The sequence below is a fragment of the Nocardiopsis sp. NPDC058631 genome, assembly GCF_042716955.1.
Classification (GTDB): Bacteria; Actinomycetota; Actinomycetes; order Streptosporangiales; family Streptosporangiaceae; genus Nocardiopsis.
Map to the genome: position 1 here is coordinate 57,128 of NZ_JBHXQY010000028.1, position 7,928 is coordinate 65,055.

Sequence of the window (7,928 nt, forward strand, 5' to 3'; positions counted from 1 at the left end):
CCGGTGTCCTAAGCTCGGTGCCGGTCGAGGAAGGAGGCCGCCCGGCCACTCCCGGCACCCCGTACCCCCACCGCCAGAAGGTTGCCCGCAGTCATGAGTTCTCCCCCCTCGCCCGCCGGCCCCGGTCCCGCGACCACGCCCCTCCCCGAGGGGGTGTCACCCCTCACCCGGGGCGAGCCGAACCGCGTCGGGCCGTTCCGGCTGGTCGGGCGGATCGGAGCGGGCGGCATGGGCGTGGTCTACGCGGCTCTGGACGACGACGACAACCGGGTCGCGGTCAAGTGCGTGCACCGGACGTTCGCCGCCGACCCCGACTTCCGCTCCCGGTTCGCCCGGGAGGTCTCGCTGGTGCGACGGGTCCGTGCGGCCTGCGTACCGTCCTTCGTCGGCGCCGACACCGCGGCGGACCTCCCCTGGCTGGCCTCCGAATACGTTCCCGGACCCACCCTGGACGCCCACGTGCGCGCCTGTGGTCCGCTGACCGGACCGGCCCTGACCGCCTTCGCGTTCGGGGTCGCCGAGGCGCTCACCGCGGTCCACGCCGCGGGAGTGGTGCACCGCGACCTCAAACCCGGCAACGTGATCCTGGCGCCGGACGGTCCGCGGGTGCTGGACTTCGGCATCGCCCGCGCGGTGGAGGAGACCGCCCTGACCCGCACCGGCGGGTTGGTGGGTACGCCGGGGTGGATCGCGCCGGAACAGTACCTCGGACGGGACGCCAGCGACCGCTCGGACATGTTCGCGTGGGCGGGGCTGGTGGCCTTCGCGGCCACCGGCCGCGGGCCCTTCGGCGAGGGCGGCTCCGACGTGACGGCGGCGCGCATCCTCTCCGACCGGCCTGAGCTGGACGGGGTTCCCGCACACCTGAGAGGTCTGCTGGCCAGGGCCCTGGACAAGGACCCCGGCCACCGCCCCGACGCGGCCGAGGCCATGGAGGCGACGGCAGCGCTCCTCGGGGCGGACCGGGGGGCCTTCGGCACCGGAGGCGCCGACCGGGCCATGGGCCGGGTGTGGGCGGGCGCGACCGCCGAACCGGGCGGTGGGATCGAGCGGTGGCGCGCCCACGCACCCCGGCGGAGGCCGTGGGCGGTCCGGCACCGTCGGCCCCTGGCGGTCGCCGCGGCCGCGGCCGTGCTCGTGCTCCTGGCCGGAACCGGGGTCGGACACCTCGTCGCCGACGAGCAACCCGGACCAGGGGAGGGGGCGGAGGCGACCGCGACCGGCGGTGGGGCAGGAGGCGCCTCCGACCAGCCGGACGGGGCCCCGGCCGGGTACCAGGACCTGTACGAGAACGGCGGCGTCGTCGTCGAGGCCTCCCCGGACAGGCCCGTGCTGACACGCAGGCTGGTGTCCGAGGACGGCGGCGACTCGCTCGACCAGCTGGAGATCACCTTCTCGACGGACGCGGAGGCGAGCGAGGACTGGAACTCCGTGACGATCCACCTGGAGTACCTGCCCGACTTCGGCGAGATCCAGGTGCGCACCAGCGACTTCGGCTCGGTCAGGGAGATCCGCCCCGGCCAGGAGTTCCTCGACTTCGAGCGGCAGGAGGCGGGCGGCGCCCAGGTGCTCAGCCCGACGAACGACTCCGTCGAGCTCATGGGGATCGGGGTGCAGGGGCGGGAGGCCGCGGCCCTCTACTACCTGCCCTCCGGTCTGGTGGAGGGGGACGACCGGATCACAGTGGATCAGCCGGGGTCCGTCTGCTTCCTGCCGCGTGACGGGGCGCCGACGTTCCGGGGCACGGCCCTGTTGGGGCCGCACGACCTCTCCCCGGCCGGCGGCGCGCCCGTGAACAGCTGCGTCTACACGGGCGGAACCTGACCCGTGGCCGCGCCTGCCGGGGCGCCCGGCGCCCCGGCGGGCGCCCCCGCCCCGGGCGCCCCGGCCAGGCCTCTGCCCCGCCCGACCTGTGGGGAGGGCCCGACCCGGCCCGACCCGACCCTCCCGCCCCTCCGAGACGAAGGTGTCCGCGTGACCCCAGCAACCCCACCCCCGTTCAGCCTCCACCACCTGCCCGCCGGGATCACGCCGCCGGCGAAGACCGACCCGCGCACCCTCGGGCACTACCGCGTCGTCGGCCGGATCGGGGCCGGCGGAATGGGAGCGGTGTACGCCGGGCTGGCCCCCGACGGCGCGTGCGCCGCCGTCAAGGTCATCCACCCCCAGTTCGCGGCGGACCCGGAGTTCCTCGCCCGGTTCGCCCGCGAGGTCGGCATGGTCTCCCGGGTGCGAGCGACCTGCGCCCCGGCGTTCCACGGGGCGGACGTCCGGGCGGAGACGCCCTGGATGGCCACCGAGTACGTGCCGGGGCGCACCCTGCGCCAGTACGTGCGGGAGAACGGGCCGCTCACGGGCGGCATGCTCCTCGCGCTCGCCGCGGGGCTGGCCGAGGCGCTCGTCGCCGTCCACGGGGCCGGTGTGGTCCACCGCGACCTGAAGCCGGGCAACGTGATCCTCTCGCCCGGCGGGCCCAAGGTCCTCGACTTCGGGATCGCCCGCGCGATGGAGGGGACGGCCCTCACGCGGACCGGCGGGCTCCTCGGCACACCGGGCTGGATCGCGCCCGAGCAGTACGAGGGGCAGCCCGCCACCGAGCGGTCGGACATGTTCGCGTGGGCCGGGCTCGTCACCTTCGCCGCCACCGGACGCGACCCCTTCGGAACCGGGCCGGCCGACGTCGTGTCCTACCGGACCCGCAACGACGAACCCGACCTCGACGGCCTGCCCCCCGAACTCGCGGACGTGGTGCGCGGCGCGTTCGCCAAGGACCCCGCGGCGCGCCCCACGGCGGACGAGGCGCTCACCCGCGTCACCGGAGGCTGGAGGGCCACCAGGGTCCTGGACACGGGCGCCGGGGCCCCGGCCGGTACCGCCCCGCCGGAGGACGCGGGGGCGCAGACCGCCCTCGTCCACCCGACCGGTGCGCCGGGGTCCCCCCACGCGGTCCACCCCACCCGGGTCGTCCCGCGGATGCTCGCCACGGAGTGGCGGGGCATCGAGGCACCGCCCCCGCGCCGCGTGCGCCGAGGCGGGCGGTCCCGGAGGCCGTTGATGGCGGGGGCCGCCGCCCTGGCGGTCCTGGTACTCCTCGGAGGGTGGTTCCTGGTGGCGCCGGAGACCGTACCGGGGATCGGATCCGGCGGGGACGGAGGCGACCCGGCCGGGACCGCGGCGGACGGGAGCACCGCCGGTGCCGGTGGCGCCGGGGAGGGCGGCGAAGGCCCGGCCGTGGCCGCGGACCCCGAGGACGTCGGTGCGGTGGTCCCGGAGGCGGTCGAACTGGCACTGGGCGCGTCGAGCTTCGTCAGCTTCGATCACGCGGGTTCCAACGACATCGGCGACGAGCCCTCCCACGACTACGTGTACACCGAGGCACCCGAGCCCGTGTACCACCAGACGGACACCTTCGGGGCGATCGTCAGCGGGCACGTCCTGCTCGGGGAGGACCTCTCCGACGCGGTGCTGTTCGTGGACCTGAACACGACGGCGGACGGCGGGCGCCGCCGTGCGTTCTACCGGGAGGAGGCCCGGGCGCAGGCACTGGAGGGCGGTCCCCGGGCTATGTGGGAGGGGCAGGTGCGCCGTATGGAGCTGACGGTCGCGGAGGGATCGGAGGCCTCCTACCGGGGCGTCAGCTCCGTTCCCGTGGAATGGCTGCCGGAGGAGCTGATCGGGGACCGGGACATGGCGGAGCGCTCCGGCCACCACTACTCCGGGACGTTCGCCGGGGAACCGTCCGAGGAGGGCGGTCCCGCCCGCGAACTGGAGTTCGACCTGTGGGTCGGGGACGACGGCTACCCCCTGCGGTTTCACACCTCGGAGGAGCGCGGGGTGGAGACCGAGTACGGGGAACCCCGGGTCGACACGTATGAGCTCGACTTCATCCAGTTCGGCGAGCCGGTGGAGGCGGAGGTCCCCGAGGAGGCGGAGATCGGCGACGAGTACCCCACCTCCTGACCGGCGGCACCGGTCGGCGGCCCGGGGCGGGGGCCGCGGCCCCGGCAGGGGGCGCCGGGGCCGCGGACCGTGCCCTCACTCGCCCCGGAGGTTGCCCTTGAGGAACTCCACCTGGAGCAGCATCAGGTTCTCCGCGACCGTCGGGTCGGACGGCGAGTGCGTCACCCCCGACAGGGGCAGCACCGTGTGCGGTCGGCCCGCCGCCATCAGCGCCGAGGACATCCGCTGGGTGTGCGCGAACGCCACGTTGTCGTCCGCCAGGCCGTGGATCATCATCAGCGGACGCTCCAGCTTGGCCGCCTCCGCCAGGAGCGAGCTGCGCTCGTACGCCTCGGGGTTCCCCTCGGGGGTGCCCAGGTAGCGCTCGGTGTAGTGGGTGTCGTACAGCGCCCAGTCGATGACCGGTGCGCCCGCCACCGCGGCGTGGAACACGTCCGGGCGGCGCAGCACCGCGAGCGCGGCGAGGAAACCGCCGAACGACCAGCCGTGGATGCCCACGCGCGAGGTGTCCAGGCAGGAGAAGCGGGCCGCCGCGTCCCTCAGCGCCTCCACCTGGTCGTCCAGGACCGGCTCGGCGAGGTCGAGGTGGACGGACTGCTCCCACTCCACGCCGATCCCCGGGGTGCCGCGGCCGTCCGCGATGAGCACCGCGAAGCCCTGTTCCGCGTACCACTGCGCGGTCAGGTAGGCCCCGCGGGCGTTCAGCACCCGCTGGGCGTGCGGACCCCCGTAGGGGGCCACCAGCACAGGGAGCGGACGGAGGTCGTCTCGGTACCAGGACGGCAGCACGAGCGCGGTCGGGATCCGCCGCTCGCCGGCACGCCAGAACTCCACCCTGGGCTCCGGGAGGTCGGGTACCTCCGCGAGGCTGGGGATCTCGGAGTGCGCCCGTCGCGTCTCGGTGCCGGCGTTGCGCAGGACCACCGTGCGCACGCCCGCGAAGTCCATCGAGCGGTGCTGGACGACGAGGGTGTCGCCGCGCAGCCGTCCGGACCGCAGACCGCTGTGGGCGCCCGAGTCGGCGGCCTTGGAGCTGCCGTGCCCGGGAACCTCCACCGGTGCAGACAGACCGGTCGCCAGGTCCACCAGCCACAGGGACACGTCGCCGGGGCTTTCCGCGGGTGAGCCCGTGTACAGGACGCGGTCGCCGTCCACGTCCACGACCCCGCGCACGTACACGTCGGCCGGACTCACGGGTGCGCCGCCGACGTACACGCGCCGCTCACCGGACGCGGAGTCGCGGGCGATCCACACCAGCTCCCCGGACGCGGTGTGGGCGGGCACGCCCGGCATCAGCTCGACCCACACGTCGTCGGTGTCGGTGCGCACCTCGGCGACCAGGCCGGTGGCGGGGTCGCCGCTGAGGAGGGTGAGCGCGCGCTGGCCGCGGTCCTGCGCGGTGAGGACGAGCGTGGGGGTGCCGTCGGGTCCGCTGGTCCAACCGACCGTCGACAGGTAGGGGAAGGCGTCCCGGTCCCACTCGACCCAGGTGGGGGAGGGGCGGCCGTCCCGCTGGTGGGCCCCCGCCGAACCGACGGGGAACACCGCCAGGCGGACATCCGCGTTGACGCCCCCGGCGGGCGGGTAGCGCAGCGCCGTCGGCTCCTGGTGGGGGCGTCCCGGGTCGGACACGTACCAGGTGTTCACCGCGGACTCGTCCACGCGGGTGACGGCGAGCGCGGAGCCGTCCGGCGCCCACCAGAAGCCCCGGTAGCGCCCCATCTCCTCCGCCGCGACCAGCTCGGCCAGCCCCCACGAGACGTTGTCGCCGTCGGGCTCGACGACCACCCGGTCCCCGTGGTCGGCCTCGGCCGCCGAGACGTCGATGACGTGCACGGCGCCGCCGCTGACGTAGGCGACCCTGTCACCCGCCGGGCTGATCCGCGGGTCCACGACGGGGGTGACCGCGGGTAGTTCGCGGGGCGCGGCGCCCCCACCGACCAGGTCGACGTAGAACAGCCGCCCGGACAGGGTGAACACGGCCCGGGTGAAGGCGTCGTCCACCGTGTACGACACGATGCCGCCGCCGCTCTCGCGAAGCCGCTCACGGCGTGCCCGCTCCTCGGGGGGAAGGTTCTCGTCGTCCGCGCCCAGGGCCTTGGGGTCGGCCACCACCGCCTCGGTCGCGGACCCGGTCTCGTGCACCCACAGGCACGTGCCCGTGTCTACTCCGTCGCGTCCCCGGAGGAAGGCGACGCGTTGTCCGTCCGGCGAGATCTGGAACGCGCGCGGAACACCGATCGTGAAGCGTTGGGTACGGGCCTGTTGGCGAGGAAAACTCATAGGGGGATTGTGTCCCATGTCGCGGGCGCGCGGGAGGCGTGTCCTCTGCCCACCAGCCACGACACGCGACGGTCCGCGGCACGGCGGTGCGCCGGCCCCGCGGGCGGCGCGGCCGGGGGCCCGCGGCCCTGCGGGAGGTCGGGCGGATTCTCCGGCACCCAAGGACACGGGTGGGCGAAGATCCCGCCGCGCCTGGATGCGGCCGGTATCGTTCGCTATGTGACTGACAGGCGACTGATGATGGTGCACGCACATCCCGACGACGAGAGCATCGTCACGGGAGCCACGCTGGCGAAGTACGCGGCCGAGGGGGTCGGCGTCACCCTGGTGACCTGCACCCTCGGTGAGGAGGGAGAGGTCGTCCCCGACGACCTCGCGCATCTGACCGCCGACCGCGACGACACCCTCGGCGCCCACCGGATCGGAGAACTGGAGAAGGCCTGCGTCGCCCTGGGCGTGCGCGACCACCGGTTCCTCGGCGGTGCCGGCCACTACCGTGACTCGGGCATGGAGGGCGGTCCCGCGAACGACCACCCGAAGGCGTTCCGGGGAGCCGACACCGAGGCGGCCGCGACGATGCTGGCGGAGGTCATCCGTGAGGTGCGGCCCCACGTGCTGGTCAGCTACGACGAGCACGGCGGCTACGGGCACCCGGACCACGTCCAGGCGCACCGTGTCACCCGGCGCGCGTGCGCCCGAGCCGGTGAGCGCTCGATGGCGGGCAGCCCCTGGCAGGTCCGCAAGCTCTACGCGATCGCGCAGCCGGTGTCCGTGATCGAGGCGTCGATCGCGCGGCTGAACGAGGAGTCGGGCCCGTTCACGCCGCCCGCGCGGGTGTCCGACATCGCGCGGGGGACTCCGGACCCGCTGGTGACCACACGCGTGGACGCCGGTGCGTACTGGGCGGACAAGGCGATGGCGCTACGGGCGCACGCCACGCAGCTCACCGTGGACGGTGAACGGTTCGCCCTGTCCAACGGCGTCGCGCAGGAGATCGACGCCGTCGAGTACTTCACGCTGCTGATCGGACCGCCTCCGCGTGTGCACCCGGGGGAGTTCGAGACGGACCTGTTCGCGGGCCTGTGACCCCGACCGGTACCGGGGACCGTCTACGCTCGTCTGCTGTGAGCACACCTGAGTCCACCGAGATCCGTGAGCGGAGTCCGGCACGGGAGTTCCTGTCGCCGGTGCTCACCGCGGCCACCTTCGCGGTCCTGCTGCTGCTCGGCGCGCTCGTGGGCCTGGCCTCCACGACCGGCGCCGGTTGGCTGACCCGCTACTGGGACGCGGGCCCTCCCGTGCCGCCGCTGGCGGTGGCGGGGCTACTGGCCTTCCTGGTGCTCCTGTACGGGGCCGGCCGCCTGTGCGCGTGGGGGAGCCGCCGCTGGTCGGGGGCGCTGGCCTTCGCCTCGGGCTTCCTCGCGGTGCTGATCGCCCTGGTCGGCTACATGCCCGGCGGTGACGTCGTCCTCACCAACCACCTCATACACAACGCGTACCTGTTCGGGACGATGCTGGTCCTGGTGATCTCCGTGATCCGCAGCGCCGCGCCCGTCCGCGCCCCCTCGGCGGACGCGTCGGACGGCACCCACCGGCAGCCGGTGCGCCCCTCGTCGGGCGCGCGCCCGTGGAACGGCGGCTGAGCCGGCCGACGGGCACGACACGGCGCGCAAGGACCACCGGGG

5 protein-coding genes are annotated in these 7,928 nt (G+C 74.6%); 4 read left to right on the forward strand and 1 reads right to left on the reverse strand.

All coding sequences use genetic code 11. From position 1 onward, the window contains the following. The first annotated feature begins 93 nt into the window (after positions 1-93). Together ACFWTE_RS12250 and ACFWTE_RS12255 are read left to right on the forward strand one after the other, a co-directional pair. The gene (locus tag ACFWTE_RS12250) at positions 94-1,824 is read left to right on the forward strand and encodes a protein kinase (RefSeq protein ID WP_378779394.1); all 1,731 of its coding nucleotides are present in this window, start codon (positions 94-96) and stop codon (positions 1,822-1,824) included. Between the two features lie 150 nt (positions 1,825-1,974). Continuing rightward, on the forward strand, positions 1,975-3,960 hold the full coding sequence (locus tag ACFWTE_RS12255; RefSeq protein ID WP_378779395.1) for a serine/threonine-protein kinase: 1,986 nt from the start codon (positions 1,975-1,977) through the stop codon (positions 3,958-3,960). Between the two features lie 75 nt (positions 3,961-4,035). Here the strand turns inward: ACFWTE_RS12255 and ACFWTE_RS12260 are convergent, their stop codons facing one another. After that, on the reverse strand, positions 4,036-6,243 hold the full coding sequence (locus tag ACFWTE_RS12260; protein WP_378779396.1) for a prolyl oligopeptidase family serine peptidase: 2,208 nt from the start codon (positions 6,241-6,243) through the stop codon (positions 4,036-4,038). 219 nt (positions 6,244-6,462) lie between these two features. Between ACFWTE_RS12260 and mshB the strand changes: the two genes are divergently transcribed. Together mshB and ACFWTE_RS12270 are read left to right on the forward strand one after the other, a co-directional pair. After that, positions 6,463-7,329, forward strand: a complete 867-nt coding sequence (mshB, locus tag ACFWTE_RS12265) for an N-acetyl-1-D-myo-inositol-2-amino-2-deoxy-alpha-D-glucopyranoside deacetylase (protein ID WP_378779398.1) — start codon at positions 6,463-6,465, stop codon at positions 7,327-7,329. Positions 7,330-7,367: 38 nt separating this feature from the next. Next, positions 7,368-7,886 (forward strand): hypothetical protein, encoded by a 519-nt coding sequence (locus ACFWTE_RS12270; protein WP_378779399.1) that lies wholly within the window; start codon positions 7,368-7,370, stop codon positions 7,884-7,886. The last annotated feature ends 42 nt before the right edge of the window (positions 7,887-7,928 follow it).

What these genes read in the sequence shown, in the direction of transcription:
- ACFWTE_RS12260 (WP_378779396.1), bottom strand. Translation starts at nt 6,243, where the DNA reads ATGAGTTTTCCTCGCCAACAGGCCCGTACCCAACGCTTCACGATCGGT.
- ACFWTE_RS12250 (WP_378779394.1), top strand. Translation starts at nt 94, where the DNA reads ATGAGTTCTCCCCCCTCGCCCGCCGGCCCCGGTCCCGCGACCACGCCC.